Origin of the sequence: Dysosmobacter sp. Marseille-Q4140 (assembly GCA_018228705.1) — a bacterium.
Taxonomy (GTDB): Bacteria; Bacillota; Clostridia; order Oscillospirales; family Oscillospiraceae; genus Oscillibacter.
Genome location: CP073694.1, coordinates 745665 through 767139, shown reverse-complemented (window position 1 = coordinate 767139; position 21475 = coordinate 745665). Strand labels below are relative to the sequence as shown.

The 21475-nt window shown below is 52.9% G+C and carries 24 protein-coding genes; all 24 read left to right on the top strand.

Going from position 1 to position 21475, the window contains the following annotated elements; genetic code table 11:
* Positions 1–12 precede the first annotated feature (12 nt).
* Complete coding sequence (locus tag KFE19_03680) at positions 13–582, top strand: RNA 2'-phosphotransferase (protein QUO38622.1); 570 nt, start codon at positions 13–15, stop codon at positions 580–582.
* Positions 583–709: 127 nt separating this feature from the next.
* Entirely contained in the window at positions 710–1558 is an 849-nt protein-coding gene (locus tag KFE19_03675) for a hypothetical protein (GenBank protein ID QUO38621.1), read from the top strand.
* Positions 1559–1577: 19 nt separating this feature from the next.
* Positions 1578–1928: a hypothetical protein gene (locus KFE19_03670; protein ID QUO38620.1), complete on the top strand. Its 351-nt coding sequence runs from the start codon at positions 1578–1580 to the stop codon at positions 1926–1928.
* Positions 1929–1943: 15 nt separating this feature from the next.
* Positions 1944–7535, top strand: coding sequence for a DUF2185 domain-containing protein (locus tag KFE19_03665; protein QUO38619.1), 5592 nt, complete (start codon positions 1944–1946; stop codon positions 7533–7535).
* A 15-nt stretch (positions 7536–7550) separates the two neighbouring features.
* Complete coding sequence (locus tag KFE19_03660) at positions 7551–8414, top strand: CbrC family protein (protein QUO38618.1); 864 nt, start codon at positions 7551–7553, stop codon at positions 8412–8414.
* Between the two features lie 28 nt (positions 8415–8442).
* Positions 8443–8721, top strand: a complete 279-nt coding sequence (locus KFE19_03655) for a hypothetical protein (GenBank protein QUO39513.1) — start codon at positions 8443–8445, stop codon at positions 8719–8721.
* Positions 8718–9830: a hypothetical protein gene (locus tag KFE19_03650; protein ID QUO38617.1), complete on the top strand. Its 1113-nt coding sequence runs from the start codon at positions 8718–8720 to the stop codon at positions 9828–9830. The genes KFE19_03655 and KFE19_03650 overlap by 4 nt, the downstream gene beginning before the upstream one ends.
* A 53-nt stretch (positions 9831–9883) precedes the next feature.
* Positions 9884–10273 carry a hypothetical protein gene (locus tag KFE19_03645; GenBank protein ID QUO38616.1) on the top strand — a complete coding sequence of 130 codons (390 nt, stop codon included), beginning with the start codon at positions 9884–9886 and terminating at the stop codon, positions 10271–10273.
* A 36-nt stretch (positions 10274–10309) separates the two neighbouring features.
* Entirely contained in the window at positions 10310–11059 is a 750-nt protein-coding gene (locus tag KFE19_03640; protein QUO38615.1) for an SMI1/KNR4 family protein, read from the top strand.
* A gap of 54 nt (positions 11060–11113) precedes the next feature.
* Positions 11114–11464 carry a hypothetical protein gene (locus tag KFE19_03635; protein QUO38614.1) on the top strand — a complete coding sequence of 117 codons (351 nt, stop codon included), beginning with the start codon at positions 11114–11116 and terminating at the stop codon, positions 11462–11464.
* Positions 11465–11531: 67 nt separating this feature from the next.
* A complete protein-coding gene (locus KFE19_03630) occupies positions 11532–12047 on the top strand; it encodes a hypothetical protein (GenBank protein ID QUO38613.1) in 516 nt (171 codons plus the stop codon).
* Positions 12048–12065: 18 nt separating this feature from the next.
* A complete protein-coding gene (locus KFE19_03625; GenBank protein ID QUO38612.1) occupies positions 12066–12425 on the top strand; it encodes a hypothetical protein in 360 nt (119 codons plus the stop codon).
* Between the two features lie 35 nt (positions 12426–12460).
* Positions 12461–13669, top strand: coding sequence for an RtcB family protein (locus KFE19_03620; GenBank protein ID QUO38611.1), 1209 nt, complete (start codon positions 12461–12463; stop codon positions 13667–13669).
* 18 nt (positions 13670–13687) lie between these two features.
* Positions 13688–14041 (top strand): hypothetical protein, encoded by a 354-nt coding sequence (locus KFE19_03615; GenBank protein QUO38610.1) that lies wholly within the window; start codon positions 13688–13690, stop codon positions 14039–14041.
* Positions 14032–14337: a barstar family protein gene (locus KFE19_03610; protein ID QUO38609.1), complete on the top strand. Its 306-nt coding sequence runs from the start codon at positions 14032–14034 to the stop codon at positions 14335–14337. Before KFE19_03615 ends, KFE19_03610 begins: the two co-directional genes overlap by 10 nt.
* A gap of 24 nt (positions 14338–14361) precedes the next feature.
* Positions 14362–15141: a hypothetical protein gene (locus tag KFE19_03605; protein QUO38608.1), complete on the top strand. Its 780-nt coding sequence runs from the start codon at positions 14362–14364 to the stop codon at positions 15139–15141.
* A gap of 11 nt (positions 15142–15152) precedes the next feature.
* A complete protein-coding gene (locus KFE19_03600; GenBank protein QUO38607.1) occupies positions 15153–15866 on the top strand; it encodes a hypothetical protein in 714 nt (237 codons plus the stop codon).
* Positions 15867–15980: 114 nt separating this feature from the next.
* Positions 15981–16856, top strand: a complete 876-nt coding sequence (locus tag KFE19_03595; protein QUO38606.1) for a spondin — start codon at positions 15981–15983, stop codon at positions 16854–16856.
* Positions 16853–17731 carry a DUF4261 domain-containing protein gene (locus KFE19_03590; GenBank protein ID QUO38605.1) on the top strand — a complete coding sequence of 293 codons (879 nt, stop codon included), beginning with the start codon at positions 16853–16855 and terminating at the stop codon, positions 17729–17731. The genes KFE19_03595 and KFE19_03590 overlap by 4 nt, the downstream gene beginning before the upstream one ends.
* Before the next feature lie 113 nt (positions 17732–17844).
* Complete coding sequence (locus tag KFE19_03585; protein ID QUO38604.1) at positions 17845–18807, top strand: WYL domain-containing protein; 963 nt, start codon at positions 17845–17847, stop codon at positions 18805–18807.
* Between the two features lie 138 nt (positions 18808–18945).
* Positions 18946–19305: a helix-turn-helix domain-containing protein gene (locus KFE19_03580; GenBank protein QUO38603.1), complete on the top strand. Its 360-nt coding sequence runs from the start codon at positions 18946–18948 to the stop codon at positions 19303–19305.
* Positions 19306–19319: 14 nt separating this feature from the next.
* Positions 19320–19934 (top strand): ImmA/IrrE family metallo-endopeptidase, encoded by a 615-nt coding sequence (locus KFE19_03575; protein QUO38602.1) that lies wholly within the window; start codon positions 19320–19322, stop codon positions 19932–19934.
* 111 nt (positions 19935–20045) lie between these two features.
* The gene (locus KFE19_03570) at positions 20046–20588 is read left to right on the top strand and encodes a hypothetical protein (protein ID QUO38601.1); all 543 of its coding nucleotides are present in this window, start codon (positions 20046–20048) and stop codon (positions 20586–20588) included.
* A gap of 316 nt (positions 20589–20904) precedes the next feature.
* Positions 20905–21345: a sigma-70 family RNA polymerase sigma factor gene (locus tag KFE19_03565; GenBank protein ID QUO38600.1), complete on the top strand. Its 441-nt coding sequence runs from the start codon at positions 20905–20907 to the stop codon at positions 21343–21345.
* The last annotated feature ends 130 nt before the right edge of the window (positions 21346–21475 follow it).

Genomic DNA, 21475 nt, shown 5'->3' with positions numbered 1-21475 from the left:
ACGGAGGGCAACATGAGAGAAACAACACCCGATCTCACAAGGATCAGCAAATATATCAGTTTGATCCTTCGGCACAAGCCGGAGGTCATTGGAATCCAGTTGGATGCCCACGGCTGGGCGGATGTCAATGCGCTGCTGGCGGGTATCAGCAGGAAATATCCCATCAACCGGGCCATTCTGGAGGAAATCGTGGGTCGTGATGAAAAGCAGCGATATTCCTTCAGCGAGGACGGGACAAAAATCCGGGCCAACCAGGGGCACTCTGTCCAGGTGGATGTGGAACTCCCCGTGACTGAACCACCGGAGACGCTGTACCACGGAACGGCCCGGCGGTTTGCTGCCTCCATCGAGGCCCAGGGCCTGCTCCCCCAGAGCCGCCTGTATGTTCATCTTTCACCGGATCAGGAAACAGCGGAGAAAGTTGGGCGCCGGCACGGAGAACCTGTGATCTATCTGGTGGATGCCGGACAGATGCACCGGGACGGATATTGCTTTTATTTGTCCGCCAATGGAGTCTGGCTGACAAAGGTGGTTCCTGCGACCTACCTGAAACGCTTGGAGGATAGATTGACACCGAATTGACCTATCCCACCGTTATGGTTGTAGAAAGTAATTTGCAACCGGAGGGAGAAGGAAAGCCTGGACACCCGGCTGTGGGGCCGGTGTGGAACCTACTACTTACAGAAAAAAGACTGAAGGAGGCGTCGACATGGATGTCGTGAAACTTCCCAAGAAAGTCCGCATGGTCTGCTATGAGATCATGGATGGCAGGGAGGAGGCCCTGGATACTCTGGAATCCTTTGCCGATAAATACCCCCATCAGGTAGCAGCTGTCAAGGCCGAGGTCGCCTATTTCAACCTGGACTATGAAAAGGCGCTGGCTTTGGATCTGACCACCCTTCCCTGGCTGGAGGAGTGGTATTACAGCAATGTGAGCGATGAGCACATGATCGCCATGACGGTGGCGGCCATCCGGCTCCACCGGGAGCAGGAGCTGATGGAGGCGCTGACGAAGGAACAGGCGCGCATCCGGGCTGAGAATGGCCTCCCCCAGCGGGATCGGTTCTGTGACATCCTGATGGACTACCTCAAGCGGGGCGTTATGCCCTTTGCGGACAACGACAAGAACTACCCCTACCATGAACCGGAGGAACCTCAAACGAAGGAGCAGCTCTGGGCAAAGCTGGTGGAACAGAATAAAAAGCTCTCGCCGGACGATCCCGATGCCAGGCGGAAGCTCTATAACCACTGCTGTATGTTCGGAACCGCCAGGGATGCCGTAGATCTCTTTGAGGAGATCCAGGGCGTGCCCATGGCTGACTCCTCCTATCGGGACGCAATCGCCCGTTATTTCTATCTGGGGCAGCGGGAAAAGGCGCTGCAGACAGCGGAGCGGTTGGCAACATCGCGGCTGTGGGCGGTTGCCGGTCCGACGCAGGTGCGTCCCATGTCCTTCTTTGAGGACCCGAATCTGCGGGAGTTTTTGCTGGAGCCGGAATCCCTCCGGCGCATCCGCGAGGCTGCCTTCATTGATGACGGGAGCTTGATCCGGAAATAAAGGGAATGGAGGATCTGCCATGAGCAAGGAGCTGGAACTGTATAAAGCATTTATTGACGGCCTTGTGGAGCGGAAAGACAGCATGACGGCCCTGTGGGTCAAAGGTGATGGCTTTCCCAAGACGGAGGACAACAAGGCGAAGAATGATCTTCTCGCCACACTGACACCGGAGCAGAAAGATGTGCTGGCCGAGATGCTTCAGGACGAACATATTGCGGGTATCCACGATACCCTTGCATATATCAATGAGATGATGGATCTGGAGGGGCTGGAGCTTCATCAGGACGGTGAATCCTATCCCAACGACTATTTTGAGAGCCTGCACTATGACTTCATCAGCCGTTGTGACGGAGATGAGTGGCCGGAATAAAAGGAGGCGTGACAGATGTATATCAAAAAATACTGGGGCAACTTTATCGGAGGCTCGGACGACAGCCTGAACCTTGTGTCATTTTTGGAAGACCTGAAGAAAGAAGAAATCCCCCTCAGCGAGATTTTTATCAAGATCGGGCTGGACAAGCAGAACTGGGACTTCCGCCAGACTGTGGAGTATCTGGAGTTCACCCACTCCAGTGGTGTTGAAATGGACTTCCACTTCGCCATTGATGTGGTCACCGACCTGGCCGCCATCCTGCTGGAGTGCAGTATCAGCGGCAGTGTAAACCTTCAGGATCTGGACGAGTACAACACCCCCGCCCGCCGTATCCGCATCACCGCCACGCCAGAGGAACATGACGCCATGAACAAGGCACTGGCGGATTTTGCCCAGAATCCGCAGGAATATGACCTCAGTGAGATGATGGACGACGAGGAGATCCAGGAGATGGCTCGGGATGTGGAGGCGCTGCGGAAGGAACTGTACGAGTCCGCTGGCCGCAACCGGGACTACCATGTGAAAGCGGAGGATGTGAAACCTCTACTCTCTGACTGGAAGGGTGCCGATGGCTGCATTGCCACCAACCGCATCACGGTGGAGGGCTGCAAGGTCGGCTACTGCTACCGGGAGAAGCCGGACGGCGACTGGGACAGCGGCTGGCGCTTCACCGCCGGTGATGAGAGTGACGAGTACATGGACGACCCCAACAGCGCCGGGATCTACGGTCTCAACACCATCTGCAACGACGATCCCGACATCATCCTTCTGCTGAACACCCCCGCCCCATGTGCCTTTGAGCGGGATGAGCATGGCGTGTTCCAGCAGATCAAAGACTGGAAACCGGATGAGGACGAGGAGGACCCGGATATGGATATTTTACAGCAGTGCCAGAAGTGGAATGAAAACAGCGAGTACCAGAAGATCATCGACGCGTTGGAGGCTATTCCTGCCCAGGAGCGCACCCCGGAGATGGACAGCGAGCTGGCCCGGGCTTACAACAATCTGGGGGCACCTTCCAACCGTGCATTGCTCAAAAAGGCCATCGCTCTCTTGAAACCCCATGAGGAATACTTCGAGGGAGACCACTGCTGGAACTTCCGCATGGGTTACTCTTACTTTTATCTGGATCAGGAGGGCCGTGCCCTGCGATACTTTGAAAAGGCATTGGAGGCCCGCCCTGGTGACGAGGACACCATGGAGCTGATCGACTGGTGCAAGAAGGGCATTTCTCTGCCTCAGTTCTCGCAGTGCTTCCGGGAGCGGACAGAGAACTGGTGGGAGACCTTTGCCGAAATGGAAGGGTCACTGCGCCAAATGATGGACGACGACAAAGACCACACCCGCGGCGCCGAAATCGTGGCCCAAATGGAAGGGGCTTTGAACCAGGTCTTTGATGAGATCTCTTTCGAGATGGGCTTCAACGGCGAGAAGTACGAGCTGATCCTCACCCCGGAGGGTGACAAGGTCAAGCTGTTTGAGCTGGTCTACTTCCAGAAGCACGCCTCCAAGGAGGTGCTGGAGCACTGGAACATCCTTGTGGGCCGTCAGCCCATCCGAAACATCGGCCTTCGCACCGACGATGGCTGGGACATCTCTGGAGATGATGTGCAGATCTGGCTGGAGGAACAGGGTGAAAACAGCTTCGCCATCTCCGCCTACTGTGAAAAACTGCTGCCCATGCTCCGGGAGGCGGAAGGCCGAGTCTGGTGGATGCTCACCACCCTCACCGACCAAGTGCTGGGCGAGATCCCCCACATGAGATATATAGACAGCTTTGATGTGCTGGAGGAACCCAAGGCAGAGCCGTCCATGCTTATGTCCCAGCTTCCCGACGCTCTGAAGGAGCGGGGCCTGGAACTCTCCACCGATCCGGAAGCCTATCTGGAGAGCTATCTTGGCTACGAAATGAAACCCAATGAAGACCCCGACGCCGATTGGCGGCTGGATGTGATGGTCGGCTCCACTTGCTGTGCGCCCTTGATCAACGGCTATCTGAATGCCGACAATGACTTCATGGACGCACTCCATGCCGACGGCGCAGTGGCGGGCTTCTTCTGCTATCCCCTGGATACCCTGCGGGAGGAAGAAGGATCGGAGAAGATCTTTGACTTCCGGGACAAGCTGGAAGAAGTGTTTACCACCGGCGACAGCCCGGAGATCCTCACCCTCACCGGCGGAGCCACCGGCCTCTTCTGCGGCTATGTGGACTTCATTGCCTGGGACATCCAAACGGCGCTCCAGATGGCAAAGAAGTTCTTCGAGAACAGCGACATCCCCTGGGCCAGTTTCCACACCTTCCGTCGGGAAGCAGGTACTGTGAACCTGAAAACGCCGCCCGAGGAGGAGCCGGACGATGAGGATCAGGTCCCCGAGCTGGACGAGACGCTGACGGGCATGGAGGATATCCCTTACACCCCGCAGAACGAAGAAGAATTCTTCGCACAGATCGAGCAGTGGAACGACGAGGACGAGTACACCCGCTGCATCCAGGCATTGAATGCCATCCCGGAGGATTGGCGGAACTACCGCATTGCCTACGCCATGGCACGGGCGCTGGAGAACTATGCCATCATTGGGGACCACGACGAGGGTACCCCTAACTATAAGGTAGATAAGGCCCTGCGCCGAGCCATCGAGGTACTGGAGTCCGTCCAGGAGGAGGGCCAAAACAAGGCGGAGTGGAATATGCGGATGGCGTATGCCTATCAGTATCTCTATGGTCAGGAGGAAAAGGCCATCCCCTACGCCCAGCGGTGGGCGGAGCTGGACCCGGAAGACGAGGATGCCCCGACGGTGATTCAGGAGTGCCAGAAGGAGATCGCGAAGCGGGCCGAGGCAGAGGCCGAGAATGAGAGTGACCACACAGGCGTCTTCACCGGCTTTGTGCTGCTGTCCAAGGCAGAATGGGACAAAGAGCAGTTCATCCGGGACATGAAGGAAAAATGGAACATCGCCGTGGAGGAATACGACGCCAGTGAGGAGAAGGACGACGACGCGCTGGTATTCGAAGTAGGCGATATGCTCGCCGCCGTCAGCCTGGCGACCTATCCTATCCCCGGCGGCGAGGCCGAGGCCAACGCGGAAAACAACTATATGTGGGAGGATGCAGTCAAGGTTGCTAAGGAGCATTGTGCCCACTTGATGGTAGCAGTGCTGGGCAAAGAGGAAGATCTGCTGGAAAAGGGCAAGCTCTATACCAAACTGGTGGCTACCTGCTGCCGCCAGAAATATGCCACCGGCATCTACACCAGCGGCGTGGTGTTTGAGCCCCGGTTCTATGAGGGCTTTGCCGACATGATGCGCAGCGGCGATCTGCCCATCTTCAACTGGATCTGGTTTGGCCTCTGGCGGGATGAGCATGGCATGAATGGCTATACCTACGGTATGGATGTGTTCGGCAAGGACGAGATGGAGGTGCTGGGTGCCGACGCCGATCCGGGTGACCTGCGGGACTTTTTGGCCAGCCTTGTGTCCTATGTGCTGGAGAATGATGTGGAACTCCTCGACGGGGAGACCATCGGATTCTCGGCAGATGACAAGCATACCATCACCCGCAGCCCTGGCATCGGACTGCCGGAAGAGCAGATGACCCTGAAAATCTCCTGGGCGTCATCGGGCGGTGACCCTGACGATGATGACGATGACCCGGACGGTGAAGCGCCCGAGAATGAAGAAACCGGTGTTCCCGAGGTCTACACCGAGGAAGAAATGGAAGCCGTCGAGGGGCACATCCAGCAGTATTTCGGCAAGTACGAGAATGTGTTCCATGAACTTTCTTCCCCGGACATCCATGTGGACATCTGCGTGGTGCCGCCCTCCGAGGAGCGTGACTACTACACCCTGGTCACCATGGGCATGGGCGCCCACCGGATGAATGTGCCGGAGGAACTGGCCGAATACAAGCTGGAGCGGGCGGAGCTGGCCATCGCACTGCCGGGGAACTGGAAGCTGAAGCATGAGGATCTGAAGGATGAGCGGTGGTATTGGCCTATCCGCCTGCTGAAAACCATGGCCCGCCTGCCCATTGTCAGCGATACCTGGCTGGGCTTTGGCCATACCATGGACAATGAGGATGACTTTGCAAAAGACACAAAGCTGTGCGCCGCCATTCTGACCGGTCCCCAGGACACTGAAGATGGCAGCGAGGTCTGCATCCTGCCGAGTGGCGAGGAGGTCAACTTCTATCAGGTGATCCCTCTCTACCGGGATGAATTGGAATATAAGCTGGCCCATGACGCGGACGCCCTGCTGGACAAAATGAACGGCATCAGCTTTGTGGTGGAGCCTGACCGTCAGGATGCTATCACTCGTGGCACCCTTTCCAATGATGATTTTGACGGTGAGATGGACGATGCCTCCTATCATATCGAGAGCATTGAGGAGAAGGGGCTGCCCATCGACCCCATCAATGCCTACAACCATATGGCCATCTACTTGCGTTGGTGCATGGAGCATGATTTGATGGGCGAGGACTTCCTGAAAGAATACGGTGAAGTGGCCAAGCAGGTCAAAGCCGACCCTGCCAGCGTGGACCTGCGGGCATTCATCCAGAATGAGTTGGATGGCTGCTTGTTCTCTGTGCTATTCAATCAGCAAGGCCGTGCTTTTGCAGGCTATTACTATGGAGAGGGCGACAGCCCCTACTATCCTGCCGATGTTGATGACAACGCCCTCCGCTTCTTCGGCCCGGAACGGTATCACTCCAATGAGTTCCAAGATGAAGCCTACCTGTTTATCCCCTTTGACGAGGACTACTACCAGGCCATGGCAAAGGTGATCGAGGAACGCTTCACCAACTGGCAGGGACAGGACTTCGACGAGGACACGCTGGAACCCTCCGAACTGGCTGAGGCGTTGATGGAGTATCTGGACTGTGAATGCACCTATTTCCCCTCCATGAAGGACGATGATCCCATCATGTCGGCATACAGCTATGCCAAACGGGAAAGTGTCAAAGAAGGCTTTGTGCCGGTGCTCATCAAGGCGGATGACGAAACGCTGTTGGAGTGTCTGGTGATGAACGCCGACCCGGAGAATGATTCGGACTTTTACGAATTTGACCTCAAAACTGTAATGGAGTACCGGAAAAAGATACTCTCTGCCCCCGTCAAGGACGGAAAGGCGGTTTTGGAGGAATTGACCGGCCAGCGCAAGGAAGAAGCCGAGGATGACGATATGGACTGGGAGGAGGAGATCCTGGGCGAGATGGAGGGCGGAGAACCCAACGACCGCTTCTCCAGCTACTGGGATGATGATACGGAGATGACCTATCCGCTTATCCTGGCCAAGATCCCGGTGAAGAATCCCTGGGAGATCTTCGCATACCTGCCCTTCGGAAACTGGAACGACTGTCCCGACACACCGGACCTGATGGCTGCGGCCAAATACTGGTTCGAGCAGTACGGCGCAGTTCCTGCCGCCATGAGCCACGATGAGCTGGAGTTCCTGCTTCCGGCCCCCGTCCCCAAGGAGAAGGCCATGGATGTGGCGGTAGAACTGTATGGCTTCTGCCCGGATCTGGATCAGAATGAGGATGGAAGCATTGGCTCCTTGGCAGATGCCCTGTGGCAGTCCACCGTCTGGTACTTCTGGTGGGATTGATGGGAGATTGTGACCATGAACGAATATCTGAAGGAATACATTGAACTCCAAAAACAGTTTCGAGAGACAAAAGGAAATCCAGACAGTGTCCGCGCGCTCTATACCTTCAAGGAGAAACTGGAGCTATCGGAAGACAAACAGGCCAAGGAGGTGCTGGTGGATGTGTATGATCTGCTGGACTTCAAGAAGGATGCCTACGAACTGCTCTGCCAAATCGGAAATCGTTCCGATAAAAAAACACTCAAGCGGCTGGGCACGCTGAAGGAATATGCGGAAAACTGGGGCAATCATTATGCTCTCCCCAAGCCCAAAACGCTGGAGGAAAAGCAGAAAGAGAAGGAGCGGCAGGCTCGGCTGGGCCTGCCCACCTTCCGGTATCACCCCAATCCGCTGGAAACCGGCGCTTTTGAGGAGTCCGCGGATGGCGTTGCCTGCGACTGCTGCGGCAAGACGACCCATATTTTCTATACAGGCCCCTTTTACGCTGTGGAGGATATTGAGTGTCTGTGCCCGGAGTGTATCTCCAGCGGCGAGGCGGCCCGGAAATATGACGGCAGCTTCCAGGACGATTGCTCCGTGGACGATGGCGTGGAGGACCCGGCCCGACTGGACGAGCTGATCCACCGCACGCCTGGCTACTGTGGCTGGCAGCAGGAATACTGGCGCGCCCACTGCGGCGACTACTGCGCCTATCTGGGCCATGTGGGTGCCAGAGAACTGCGGGCGCTGGGTGTGCTGGAGGATGTGCTGGACGATCCAATGTGGGATGACGAACATAAGGAAATGATTCAGAAATCCGTCAATGGCGGGCATCTGCAATGCTATCTGTTCCAGTGCCTCCACTGCGGGAAGCACCTGGTTTGGATGGATTTTGATTGAGGAGTTTTCAAAAGGTGGGATACAAGCGATGAAACCCAAAACACTGACCATTCAACTGAATGATGAACAACTGCCCATCCTTCCGGTAGAGCCGGAAGCCCACCTCTCCTTTACCACTCATGCCGATGGAAATGAATTGGAGCTAACGGGAAACCGGGCGGGGCTGCTCCTGTTGGCGAAAGCCGCTTTGGGAATGGCAGAAACCGTTCGTGAGGATGGATTCCATATCCATTTGGATGACCTCTATAGCATCAACTCCGAGGGAAAAAGCATCCTGATCCGAAAGGAGGAACGGCCAAAACCATGATTGAAAAAACCTTCCTCAACCCCGCCACAAATAAGCAGTGGCGGATTGAAATTGACGGACATACCATCCGAACCTGCTTGAATGGCGGGAAGGTCAAGGAGATCCTGTGCGACTCCGTCTTCCAGGTCAAGAGCAAGACTGCCAGCGCCATGATGAGCCAAATGCGGAAAGGATTTGTCTATCAGAATCCGGATGCCGCTGTTGGGCAGGCGCGGTGCCATCGGTTTGTCGGCAAGGACAGCAACGGCTTTATGCCCTTGGCTGCCGCCCTCACACGGGACGACTTCTTCCTGACGAGGGTGGTCGGAGATTTTGAGGACGAAACCCTCTATCACTTCGATGGCAGCGGGGAGATCTTCGAAACAGTTCCCCTGGGTGCAAAGAGAATGACCTATGAGCAGGTTCTCTGCCCCAATGACACCCTTCTTCTGAATAACAGCTATCTTCTCCAGCAGTTCTCACTCCGCACCCATGAAATCACACCCTTTGCCAACAAGAAAAACAGCATGAAGACCATGCTGGATGTCAGCGGCGACCTGGCCCTGTGGTACACGGGCGAGGAGATTGTTGTCTTTGACTTTGGCAGCAACACAGAGGTGTGGCGGGAAACGGTAAAATGCAAGAAGTCAAAAGACCCGAATTTTGCCTATTACTGCTTCGGGATGCTCTCTCCCCGGCAGAGCAAAGCGGCCTACCGCGTCACCGAGGGTGAGTATGTGCTGGTCGATCTGAAGTCCGCCCAAAAAGTGGTGATTCCCAATGAGGGCTGGCATCCCTTCTTCTCTCCGGATGACCAGTGCTTCTCAGTGGGCGGCAGGTTCTATCTGACCCAGACCGGAGAGGAGATGGACAATCCTTTCCCATTTTCTGTCCGGCAGGGGCTGAGTTTTTCGGATACCTGTACAGTGAGGACAAGGGGCAGCCTGATGGCCGTTCAGCAGGATCGTGGCAGCTCCCCCATAGAGCTGTGGGATACCGGAAGCGGCCAGCTGCTGGCCACCATTGACGACCCCTTTGTGGTGCGGCAGGTGAATTTTGCCTTTACCAAGAGCGGACTTGTCCTGCACACCGATTACGGGGCCATGAGCATCTATTCCTGCGCCCTCTGAAACGGAGAAATGAACTATATTTATTTTTACGATGAGAAAATGAAGGGGGCACAATGAACTTTAGCGAAGCAATGCAAATGCTTGGAACCAAGTTGCAAGGAAAGTACGGGCATTTAGGATTCAAGTATAAAAAATCCGACAAAACACTTACGAGGCACAGTAAAAATTACACCTATATGATTGCGTTTTCCTCATTCGGCGGGAACACAAAGGATAGCATAAGCATAGAGGTTTGCTATATAATCAACACCCGTCCATACGACCCTTATGGTTATGCCAAACCAGACATCAACACACAACCGCTGTTTTACAGTTTAAGAGACAATGAAATATATCTTGATATAGGAAATGAAGAAAAGATTTACAATGCCTTTGAGGTTGTTTGTCAATGGATGGATAAAATACTGATTCCAAAAATGAATGAGCTTTGTGCTACCGAGTAATGTGGAAGTGATGGCGGAGAAAGAGCGTGGACACCCATGAACAAAGAATCATTGACAGAAAAACTCCTGGACTTGGCTGAGGGACGGGAAACACCTGAAACCTGGCAGAACTGGTGGGACGAACATGAGACGGAGTTGGAAGCCCTGCTGAGTCGGGGTGAATTTCTGAAACTGAAGCCCTGCCGACACGGTTTTCAGTGGGTCCCGGTGTTTGGCAGCCAAAAGGGAGCCATCGCCATTCTGGAAAAGAGCGGCTTAGCATTTGAAGCCAGCAATCTCTACCAGGAGCGGTATCTGGCCGAACTGGACGCTTTCTGCAAGGAGCAGGAGCGAGTGCAGCGGGAAAAGCAAAAGGAATTCAAGGCCAGCCACCCGGAGCTGTTTGGCCGATACCCCAAGTTCTCCAAGGCGCTGGCAAAGGTGCTGGACACCTCTGATGAGATCAAGCCTGCCGCCACGGAGGAGCAGATTGGGAATCAAGAAAGCGTGCTGGACTTCACGCTCCCGTCCCAGGTGAGGGAGTTTTTCCTGCTGACCGCAGGCATCCAGGCATCCACAGGCGTGATCCTTTCCCTTTCCGGGATGTTTGATCTGACCATCCATGGAGAGAGGTATTGTGTGCTGGGCGAGTTCTGGAAAGAAGCGGACGGCGACCAGCTCCTGCTCCGCCCCGGAGAGGAAACCATCTGGTACTACGCCCATGAGCAGGACAAGGTAAAGCGCCTCTGCAATGATATGACAGAACTGCTGGAGAAGAAACTGGCGAGGTATCTCAATGAGCAATAAAAACAGCGCGGCGGTTGAGAGCTGAACTGTAAATGGATGAAGGAAAAATGAACAATGACATTAGAAGAAATGTTCTGTGATCTGTACGATAAATATGGTAAGGATTTTAACTGGTATCTGCTTCCCCTCACACAGGCGGACGGAGCATTTGTCGTTGAACTAAACAAAGAAATAGGACAAGGCCACTTCTTATCCGGCAAAAAAATCCGGGCGGTTGCGAAGTGTGATTCCAATGATGATGTGCTATATGTTGTCAGAAGCGGAATAGGAAGGGACATCTACTATATGTTCCATTTGACTTACTCAGCACATAATGCGGACGGATTTCCCCGGTATGTGGAGTTTACAGATCTATTTGCAGTAAAAGAATTTATAGAACGATCATATATCGAGGATTGTATGTAATCTTTAAATTTTAATCAATTGGGAAGTTTACCTTACCCGCAGCCACAGCCGAAAGGAGGCGGTCGCTATGCCAACTTGGAGCGGAATCCGGAACAAGCTGGAAAATGATTACCTGTGCCCGGCGCTCCGGGGCCACATCCAGTATTTTGCCACCAGTTACAGCAAAAGCGCTGACCATGAGGGCCGGGCAGCCATTCGCATGGACGGTGTGGAAGTGCTGCGGAGCAACTACTACACCTATTTTGAGAATGTGTGGACAAAATTTCATCACCTGCGGTCCACAACGCTGAAAGATTGCGACTCCGCAAAAGAGGCCATCAACCAGGCTCATGCCTTTGCGCTGGAGCAGGGCACCTTTGACCAAAAGGTGTTCTATGAGGCGTTTGGTATCTTTGACAACCAGAGCATTGAGAAAAGCCTTGTCAGCGAGAATCCTCTTGTCCGCATCTTTGCCCTCCTGGACCGCAGGCTGGGAAAGCGCCGCCTGCTGGCTTTGGAGGAATCCATGGAGCAGGAGCTGGACTGGGTGCGGGCTTTCTATGTGATCCGGATGCAGGCAGAAGGGCTGATGGAAAAAGAATAACATACAGGAGGAACCACTATGTCACAGATCGCATCCTTTTTTCTTCTCAAAGACGGCCGGCGGCAGGAACTGTCCAACGGCGACTGCTCCGGCGCGGTCTATATGGCCATCTGGGACTGGTGTGAGAGCGAACTGGATCTGGATGTCCGTTTTCCTGCTCCCCAGACGGAGGACACCCTGGACTGTGCTCTGCTGGAGGGAGAGTTAGCGTCTAAACTGCTGGCAGTTCTGCGGGAGCAGGACCTCCCGGAGCTGGCCGCTGAAATTGCCCCAGACTGGGATCTGACCACCCAGGCGGTACAAAGCGGACTTGAAACGCTGCGCTCCCATCTGGAACTGGTGCAGGACAACGCTGGCCTGCTGTATGAAATGACTTGACGGGGCCATGCCCCATAGAATATTGCGAGGAAACCATGATCGAAATCAAAGGAAAATACAACGAGGCCAAGATTTTCACCGATGTGGTGGACAGCGCCTCCATCGCACAGGTTCAGGAACTGTGCAACCAAGAATTTACGGCGGGCAGCCGTATCCGGCTCATGCCCGACATCCACGCCGGGGCAGGCTGCACCATCGGCACCACCATGACCATCACCGACAAGGTGGTGCCCAATCTGGTGGGTGTGGACATTGGGTGCGGTATGGAAACCACCCGCATCCGGGAGGGCCGGCTGGAACTTCAGAAGCTGGACAAGCTGATCTATGAGAAGATCCCCTCCGGCTTCTCCATACGGGATAAGGCCCACCGCTATCTCGATGAGATCGACCTGAGCGAACTGTGCTGCGCCCGCCATGTGGATCTCCTCCGGGCAGAAAAAAGCATCGGCACTCTGGGTGGCGGGAACCACTTCATTGAGGTAGACAAGGACGACGAAGGGAATCTCTATATTGTGGTCCACTCTGGCAGCCGTCATCTGGGCGTGGAGGTGGCCGGCTACTATCAGGAGGCGGGCTACAAGGTGCTCAACCGTACCGACGATGCCTCCCTGCAGGCGCTGGTGGCTCAGATGAAGGCAGAGGGCCGGGAGAATGAAATCCAGAAAGAACTGAAGAAACTGAAAAACATCAAGCAAACTAACATCCCCAAAGCTCTCGCTTATGTGTCCGGAGAATTGTTTGAGCAGTATATCCACGACATGAAGATCGTCCAGCACTTCGCCATGCTTAACCGGCAGGCCATGATGGATGAGATCATCAAAGGCATGAAGCTCCATGTGGAGGAACAGTTTACCACTATCCATAACTACATCGACACCGATGCCATGATCCTGCGGAAAGGGGCTGTGTCCGCCAAAGAGGGCGAGCAGCTGCTCATCCCCATCAATATGCGGGACGGGAGCCTGCTCTGTGTGGGCAAGGGTAACGAGGACTGGAACTGCTCCGCTCCCCACGGCGCCGGCCGCCTGATGAGCCGGGCGGACGCCAAACAGTCCTTCACGGTATCTGAATTCAAAAAGCAGATGTCAGAGGTCTACACCACCTCGGTGAGCAAGGCCACCTTGGATGAGTGCCCTATGGCCTATAAGGGGATGCAGGATATTCTGGACAACATCGGCCCCACGGCGGAGGTGAGGAGGATCATCCGCCCCATCTACAACTTTAAGGCCGGGGATGAGGATTAAAAAACGGAGAGAAATACCATGGTGAGAGATGGGATTGTGTTCAAAGATGAGGATGGTCAGGTCATATTCAACCAGTACAGCTTCTGTGAATTGGTGAAGCACCTGCTGGTGGAGCTGGTAGGGATCTCCTATGAGGAAGCCTCCCAGACAGTGGAACGCTCACCGCTGGCAGAGCCAGTGACCGATGCCTTGGGAGTGGCGATATTCAGCCATGACTTGCCTTATTACTGGGCTATGTGTTTCTACTATGGGAACGGTTACTGGTGGGAAAAGGGTATTCCAGCGCAGCCAGAGGATATGGATGCCTATGAATCTTTGGAAAAGAAAATTATGGAGAAATACCACTTAAAGGAGCCGTTTATATGGACATGAGAGAGATGTTCACCATCGACGGCCGCCGTTTTTCTAACATGGCCGGGTTTTATGACGAAGTGGAGCGGGTATTTACCTTTGGTTTGGACCGGAAGATCGGTCGGAACCTGAACGCTTTCAACGATATTCTCCGGGGCGGTTTTGGGCGGCATGAGTATGGACAACCCATCCACATCCAGTGGCTGGCCTATGAAAAAAGCGTCCGTAATCTCGGAAAAGAGAATATGGACACCATTGTGGAAATCATTTTGGATACAGACCATTCCGGGCACGACTGTACCCTGGAACGGCTTTGATCAAGCAGAAAAGGAGGCATCACGATGGGACTTGACATCTACGCCGGAACATTGACCCGGTACTATTCTCACAACTGGAAAACTGTTGTTCAGCAGTGGGCAGAGGAAAATGGATGGGGCTTTCAAAAAATCACGCCGGATGGAGAAGCTGCTGATAACGAGGAAGAAATGTCCCCAGCTGAGGTCCAGGCTGCAGTGGAGAACTGGCGGGATCAGATCTTGAGCGCCATTTCTCAACCGGGCCAGCCCCCCTACACCCCCTGGCCGGAAGATAATGAGAAGCCCTATTACACCGACAAGCCGGATTGGGATGCCTTCGGCGCTATGCTGCTGGTGGCTGCCTGCCATACATACAATGAGCCGGTGCCTTCCACTGTGGAGAAGGACTGGAACTTCGGGGAGCATCCCCTGGTCGCCCGTCTTGCATCGGACGAGGAGCGGGTGTGGTCCCTGTTCCGTGGGGCTACCTGGTGGCTGCCTCTGGCTGATGCCTTCTTCTTTCAAGCGCCTCTTCCCACTGATGATCGGGCGATGATCGCCACACTGGGCGGACTGCGGAAGGAACTGGAGAAGCTGAACCAGCTGGCATGGCAGGCCGCTGAGGATACCATCCTTGGTTGGGCGGATACGGAAGGGTACCCGGTAGACGGGACCGTAGGCCCGGACGGACAGTACAGCAAGGCGGACATCCCGGAACACACCCAGTATGAGACCCAATCCCTGGCCAAGTTCGCCTTCTCCATGTTCTGGCGGGCCATGCGGTTTGCCGAGGAACAGCAGGTGCCCATCTTGCTTGATTACTAAGGAGGACTTTTATGGGATACGATGTAAGTTTTCACCCGATCTCGCCAGACGAAATACAGGAATTGTATTTTACTCCCCTAACCTGGATACAGCAGGGACAGGAAGAAAAGGTTCTGGCCCTTGCCGCGCAGCATGGAATCGAGGATTTCTATGCAGAAAAGTATCTGGACACCCTGCGGGTTGGGGCAGAGACAGAACCGGACGAGCTGTTTGATAAAAGCCATGGTTTTTATATTGCGGTGGTCCAGGGATTTTTCCGGGACTACTATTATACCAGAGGGAGCAGTTTCTCCTTCCTGATGGAGGAAAAGCCGGAATATGCCCGGTACTTCACCCCCTGGGCGCAGGTGGTGCCCACTGCCTTACCCAACCCGGCAAAGAACCAGATCATTGAAAACTACTGCTCCGGCGTGTACCTATCTCCAGATCAGGTTTTGCAGATTCTCCGGGATCTGGAGCAGGAACCAAAGGTACTGGAAGATCTGGAGAAACATTGGAGCGATGGGCAGTTTGCTGTTCTGAAAAAGGCTCTTACTGCTGCGGCTGAATTGGGTACTGGTCTGCTGGAAGCCACCGAAGTAGTGGAACCGAATCCCCTTCACCCGAACGAAAGCACATGTTACTCCAACCTGTTCCACTGTGATCGTGATGGGGTGTATCTCTATATCGACATGGCTATGAAACAGATCGCCCAAGCAATGGAGCAAAATAAGTCCGACCCGTGACGGCAGAAAATGAATCGTGAATGAGATGGTTTGTGCCTCTGTTTCCCTGCTCCATATTTGATTTGCAAATGACCGCTGAATCCCAGAAAAAGTTTTTGCAAGGAGGTGGAGACTATGGAACAAAAACGCCCGGCAGATATATTTCAGGAGCTTTTGGACTACCTGTGGAACGGCCTGGGCCTGGAGGAAAAGGGCTGGAAGCGGCTGAAAAAAGGCGACTTCAAAAAGAAAACGAAAAACGGGCTGACCTATCAGATCTGGTTTGACCGGAGCCGCTACAACTACATAGACTACGAAATCGGCCATGGAAATGTGGAGGTGGGCTTCACCTGTATCATAAAGCAGGGAGATGATCGGCTCTACTCTTTCATAATAGAACCGACAACAGGCGGTTCATTCTTTCGGATGCTGACAAAGGATCTGCGGCTGGACACCGGGCTGCTGGACACCTTCCTGCCCCTGATCAAAGCCAACTACCTCGATTTTATCGACTGCTTTGAAGTAGACCCGACAGCGGCGCTCCAGACGGTCTGTGCCCCCTTTACCCAGCCAGAGGATTACAGCTGGTACATCTATGTGCGGGAACCGATGGTGGAACGGTATGGAACAGCGGAACAGCTGGAGAAGTACCGACGTCAGGTGGAATTGCGCGGAACGCCGGAGCATAAAGCAAAGAACGGGATGGGCTCGATGTTGTTCCATCTCTCCCACGCCAATGATGTGGATCAAGCCTGGGCCTCAAGCCGCACCAGAGAGGAACTGGACCAGGTGGTGGAACCCTTTGTGCAGGCCAAGCGGCAGACAGGACAGTGGACACAGGAGGATGAGGCGGGCTATCAGCTCTATCGGCAGGAAGCAGATCCGAAGAAGCGCACCTTTCGGGTATGGTATCTCATCGCCAATCCCCGGGGCCTGCCGAAAGAGTTTGTCCAGAAAGAACTGGAGTTCCGGTGGAAGCTGTTCCCGGAGAAGAAGGAGGAAAGTAAATGAGCAATAAAGTGTTCCAGCAGAACCTGGATGACAAAAAAGGCCCTCAGCCCGGCGGCCCCTATCTCATTCAGATGCTGTTCAAAGAGCCGGTGGACATGCCGGACAGGGATGAGATGACCGCTGTGATGGAAAAGCACATCGGTGCTGTAGAGTGTTTCTGCCGTGATAAAAAGATGGTCGGCTTTGCCGCCCTGGATCATATCGCGGAATTTCAGGACGGCAAATGCCCGGTGCAGCTGATGGTGATGAAATGCGACAAGTTCAAGGGCAAAGGCTTTGACGCCTTCCTGATGAGCCAGATGTGGGACTGCCAGGAGGACCGAGAGCGGATCTTTCGGGAGTGCCGGTACCAGGTGGTGGCCACCGATATGCTGGCTGCGGCGCTTCCGGCGCTGGAGCGGGCCAACCTGGATGCCGACTTCGTGGAGGCTCTGGCGGAACTGTATCCCACCTGTGAGGCGTTCTATTTCCAGAACTGCGGCAAACTGTTTCTGGCGGAGGATGTGCGCTCCCATCAGATTGAGGGCCCGGATCGGTTCATCCGCTTTGGCGTCAATGTCCGATTCTTCAACATTGAGGGCACTGAGGATATGCTTATCGACACAGTGGGCATGAGCACCCTGTTTCTGCCGGATCTCCAGTACCACTTCCACGGCATGGACCCCAACTGGGTGGTAAACCACGCCTACAATGTGGCGTCCTATATTCTGGCCAATGACAACCCCATTCAGGATGGGGAAACCGTAGATGGTGTGGAGAACGGACAGATGAGCCGGGAGTTCCAGTGGAAGTGCCAGTATGAGGACGCCCTGATCCAGCCACCCAGAGGGGTGCTGGACATCAATATGGGAGAATATGCTGCGGGGCAGCGGTAAAATGTGAGTGTAAGCCTATTGTGTGATATGATACTGTTGTGATTATCAATATTGGGTTGTGCATCGCCAAAGGTCAGAACAGTAGTGTGCTTCAATAACTGGAGGACATAGCTATGCAAAAACAAAATAGCATTAGAGTTTTAGTGTTGCTGAGATACCTTTATCTGAGAACAGATGAAGAACATCCTGCCACCATTGCTGACATGTTGGATTACCTTAAAGGAAAGGGCATCCATGCGGTGCGACAAACGGTGTATGGAGATCTTCAAGACCTCATTGCATCTGGGATCGATGTGGTGGTGATTAAAAGCACTCAGAACCAGTATTTTATTGGCGCACGGCTGTTTGAATACCCTGAATTAAAGATGCTCACAGATGCGGTTGCATCCTCCAAGGTAATATCAGCAGATAAAACGAACGAGCTTATTCAAAAGCTCTGTCGGCTGACCAGTGAGTCAGAGGCCGAAAAGCTCCAGCGTCTGGCTGCGATTTCAAGCCGAATTAAGCCACATAACGAAAAGGTCTATTACATCATCGACGGTATCCAAAATGCCATATTGGAGAGTCATCAAATCCAATTTCAGTATTATGAGTACACCCCCCAAAAAGAGCGGATTCTCAAACATGATGGCTATTTCTATAAGCTGGACCCCTACGCTCTGGAATGGAAAAACGATCACTACTACCTGATTGGATATTCCCATAAGCATCATGGAATGGCGCACTTCCGTGTAGATCGTCTGGCCGGAGTAGAAATTCTGGAATCCACATACATCCCTCAGCCTGATTTCGATGTGGCTGACTACAGCAATAAGATGATTGATATGTTTGCAGCCGATCACACAGTCTGTGTCGAACTTCTCTGCGAGAATCGCTTTATGAAGACCATTGTGGATTATTATGGAGAAACAGCGGCAACATATCCATACGATAGCAACCATTTTGTGACCAAAGTCGAGGTGAACCCAAGCGGAACCTTTTATGGTTGGGTATTTAAATTCATGGGAGGAATCAAGATCATTGCTCCACAGGAATGTGTGGAGGAGATGGCGCGGGTTGCTCATGAATTCCTATAACAGAGGGGTGAGGTGTTATATATTTTTAACACCTTACCCCTCTACTTTTTTTATCCCTTGCGTAGAACATTTGTTCTAATTATAATATAGATAAGATGTTCGCATCCAAGCGAACCAACCACAAAGGGGGAAAGCAATATGACCTTTGGGGCTTTTATCAGTACAAGACGAAAAGAGTCCAGACTGAATCTCCGTGATACTGCCAAGCATCTTGGAATTGCCTATGGGTACCTCTGCGATATCGAACAGGGGCGTCGCCCGGCTCCAGAGGGGAAATTTGTAGAGCGCATATCCTCTTTTCTTGAATTGAGCAAAGAGGAACATGAAATGCTTCTGGATTTAGCCGCAGATTCCAGGCAGACTGTCCCAGCGGATCTGCCAGATTATATCCGAAAGCACGATATAGTTCGGGCAGCCCTGAGAGTTGCGAAAGAAGTAGATGCTACAGATGAGGAATGGGCAGCATTTATGGAAATGCTGATAAACCGCCAAAGTTAAGGAGGGGGATTTCCTTGTATGTTCCGAAGTACCGATTGGAGGCAATTGAAACCATCGGGCGGAAGATCCTACAGGAGTATGATCGCGCCTTGCTGGAAGGCCCTCCCCAAGCGATTCCAATCGAGACAATCATTGAAACGAAGTTTAATTTGATTCTGGAGTACCATTCCCTTCGAAAAAACGGAAGCGTTCTTGGAGAAACGATTTTTGATGATGGAGCCGCCATTTTGTATGACCAAGCAGAGAAACGATATCGTTTGATTGCTGTTAAAGCAGGAACTATTTTAGTGGATGATCGGCTCTGTGCGGACAGGCTTCTTGGTAGAATGCGATTTACTTGCGCCCATGAACTTGGTCACTGGGTTCTCCATCAGAAATTGTACTCTGGAACTGGAGATGTAGCAGCCTATGAAGGGAAAACATCCTCAGATGAAAGCCATGGCCTGATTGAGCGACAAGCTGATGCATTGGCAACGGCACTCTTAATGCCTATCCCTCAAATCAAAAAGTGCTTTTACCGTCTATGCCCAGGAAAAAGCGAGGAACAGCTAATTGCGGAGATGGCTCAGATCTTCCAAGTTTCCAAGCAGGCTATACAAATTCGACTGGAGTCTCATAATTTGCTGTAAGCACGTATGGTCCGGCCCTCTGTTGCAAGAGGGCCTCCACCCCTAAAAGTAATATAGTTTGATGCTATGCGTTTTGTTCGCACTCCAGCGAACATGAAAGGAGGAGATAGCATGAGGAGAGAGAGCGTCACTGTCCAGAAGTGCAAGAAACAGATGGCCTCCCTTGGATTTGACAGTCAACTGGCGTACCATCGGGTAAAGCTGATCTTGAAAATATACCGAGATGTGGTATGGGTTCTCAGTGAGCGAGCTGAGGAGCTACACGAATACGCATGGGAGCTTGGAAATCGGGATGCCGACGCTGGCCTCTGCTATCTGGAAAACTTCGCCCCAGATATTGACCTCCAAGAATTTGAGGAGAAGGTCTGCTGCGTAATGGAGAGCCGCATGTTGGTCGATGTGATTGATAGAGCTCTACTTCGCCTGAAACGATATCCGGATCGTGGCGAGCTTTATTATGAGATACTGGTCAAGCAGTTTATTCACCGCTTCAATAGCACAGAGAAAGAACTGCTGGATGAGTTAAATATAGAGCGAAGCGTCTTCTATGATCGCAAACGAGAGGCTCTTTTCCTGTTTTCTGTCTGCCTTTTTGGATACGCAGTTCCAGAACTTCAGGAAGAAATGGAAGTGCCCCGACGATTTCCCGACTAATTCCCGATGAAAAACCGACCCAATCCCTACTCCCTTCCGACTTTGCTCCTGCTATACTCGGTACAGTGGCAGGTATGCACAAAAATGAATAGGTCAAGTCATTAGAGGCTCCAGACGCTGAAAAGCATCTGGGGCCTCTTTGTTCCTGCCGCAATATGGCGGCAGGAAATAACCGGGGGTACAGGAATGTGCCTCCGGTCTTTTTCTGCCCGGTACCAGGAGGGCCGGCGTGGGCTGGGAGGCTTATATAGCTAAGTACCCCTGATTTCAAGATTTTGATTTTTCATCAAAATTTTGAAATCAGGAGGGAAGGCAAATGGATGCCAATTCCGAGTATATCCTTATAGTTTTTAATACTTGTACGCAGAAATATGAAGAAGTCACTGTATCTGCGGAGGTTTATCGCACATATAACAGGACAAACTGGAATATCAGAGACAACAATGATAGTTTTTTCGCCCACGAAATTCAGCTGAGCTCCTTGATCGGAGCTCAGGACTGTGGATATGAAAATTTCCACGAGTTTATCGATGCTGTAAATACCCCAGAAAATATTATTCTCAAACCATTGGAAAAAAAGACCCTGTACCATGCAATCTCGACCCTGTCTGTCGCAGATCAGGCACTGGTGCAGGGCATATTTTTTGAGGGTCAGGGTGAAGTTGAATATTCAAAAAAATTGGGTATTTCACAGCCTGCAGTACATAAACGAAAGGTTCGTATTCTAAGATATCTCAAAAAAGTTTTAGAAAAATAAGTTTGGAGGGTTATAAAAACGCCTACTTCTTCCCCTATACAAGTGAGAAGGAAGTTATTCTCACTTGCTCTTTGAAAATAGAATATCCGGCAACAGGGATACGTCCGTTGATGAGAGGGCCCCCGAGAGG